The organism is Albidovulum sp. (genome assembly GCF_041919395.1).
Lineage (GTDB): Bacteria > Pseudomonadota > Alphaproteobacteria > Rhodobacterales > Rhodobacteraceae > Albidovulum.
This window is the reverse complement of sequence record NZ_JAYRTX010000198.1, coordinates 1-1871: the sequence shown is the minus strand read 5'-3', so window position 1 is coordinate 1871 and position 1871 is coordinate 1. Positions and strand designations below refer to the sequence as shown.

At 66.1% G+C, this 1871-nt stretch carries 2 protein-coding genes; both read right to left on the bottom strand.

Features of this window, described 5'->3' with window-relative positions:
* Window positions 1-173 precede the first annotated feature (173 nt).
* Window positions 174-1550: a Trk system potassium transporter TrkA gene (gene trkA, locus ACMUOO_RS17365; protein WP_413855827.1), complete on the bottom strand. Its 1377-nt coding sequence runs from the start codon at window positions 1548-1550 to the stop codon at window positions 174-176.
* Between the two features lie 54 nt (window positions 1551-1604).
* Window positions 1605-1871, bottom strand: a 267-nt coding sequence (locus ACMUOO_RS17360) for an endonuclease domain-containing protein (RefSeq protein WP_413855826.1), incomplete at its 5' end; no start/stop codon positions are given.

Below are 1871 nucleotides of genomic sequence, written 5' to 3'. Positions count from 1 at the left end.
GGCGATGCCGAGCATCACGCTGATCACCGTGAGGATCAGCGCGGAATAGAGGAAATCGCGGGCGAGTTCATGGTTGCTGACGCCAAAGGCGTAGAGGGCGGGCACCAGGCCCAGGATGCCGCAGAGGCCGAGGAGGACGACCAGGAGCGGCAGTTCTGCCAGCCGGGCCAGCATCAGAAGAAGTCGATCGAGACTTGCAGGAGGCGTTCGACTTCCGGCACGTCCTTGGCCATGGCGAAGAGCGCGATGGCATCGCCCGGTTCGATCCGAAGGTCGCCCGTCGGCTTCATGACCTTCTCGCCCTTCATCACCGCGCCGACGAGAACGCCTTCGGGAAACTCGATGTCGCGGACCAGGCGACCTGCAAGGGGCGAGGTCGAAAGGACCTGGGCCTCGATCATCTCGGCTTCGGCGTCGCCGATGGAATAGACCGCGCGGACGCGGCCATGCCGGATGTGGCGCAGGATCGACGAGACGGTGGTGGCGCGGGGGTTGATGTAGGCGTCGATGTCGAGGGGCGCCATCAGCGGGGCAAGCGTCGGGTCGTTCACCAGCGCGACAGTCATCGGGCAGCCGGCCTGCTTGGCGCGCACGGCGACGAGGAGGTTGGTCTTGTCGTCATCCGTCACCGCGAGGATCGCGTCGGCCCGGTCGACCGAGGCCTCCATCAGGAGATCGCTGTCCATGCCATCGCCGTTCAGCACGATGGTGCGCTCCAATGCGTCGGCGGCGTGCTCGGCGGTGGCGCGGTTCTTCTCGATGATCTTGGCGCGGATGCGGTCGGTACGGGCTTCTAGCGCCCGCGCGACGGCAAGGCCGACATTGCCGCCGCCGACGATGACCACGCGCTCCTGCTTCTTGGTTTTCTTGCCGAAGATTTCCAAAGTGCGGTTCACGTCCTCGAAATGGGTGAAGACGTAAACCTGATCGTCAGCGTAAAGCTGGTCGGCGGGATCGGGGGCGAAAAGCCGGTCCTCGCGGCGGACGCCGACGACGATGGCGCGGAGGGTTGAGAACAGCTCGTTCAGCTGGCGCAGCGGCGTGTTCAGGACCGGGCAGTCCTCATCCAGCTGGATGCCGAGGAGCTGCGCACGCCCGTTCATGAAGCTTTCGGTATCGAAGGTCGCGGGGGCCGCAAGGCGTTGCAGCGCGGCTTCGGCAACCTCGCGCTCGGGCGAGATCACCACGTCGATGGCAAGGCCGACCTCGTTCGTCAGGTTGCCGTAGAGGGGATCCAGGTAGTTCTGAGCCCGGATGCGGGCGATCTTCCGCGTGATGTTGAAGACGCTGTGCGCCACCTGGCACGTCACCATGTTCACCTCGTCCGAATGGGTGGCGGCGATCAGCATGTCGGCATCGCGCGCGCCCGCCTTGGCCAGCACGTCCGGGTGGCTCGCAAAGCCGACGACGCCCTGGACATCAAGCGTGTCGGTCGCGCGGCGGACAAGGTCGGCATTCACGTCGACGAGGGTGACGTCGTTCTTCTCGCCGGAAAGATGGCGGGCGATCTGCCAGCCGACCTGCCCCGCCCCGCAGATGATGACCTTCATCGGTGCCCCCGCGTTCCGCCGTCTGCGCCTGAATGTCAGATCGGGCCGGAGGGGTCAATGTTGCGGGGGTTGGGCGGCGATGGCGTCGAGGCAACCGGGGAGGTTCATCAGGATGTCGCGGTTCCAGAGGCGGAGGATGCGGAAACCCTGGGCGGCGAGCCATTGGTCGCGGCGGAGGTCGCGCAGGGAGCCGTGGCCGGAGCCGTCGGCCTCGATGATCAGGCGGTGGTCGGCGCAATAGAAGTCGGCGATATAGGGACCGATGGGCACTTGGCGGCGGACTTTCAGGCCCATGAAGCGGCGGTCGCGGAGGGCATACCA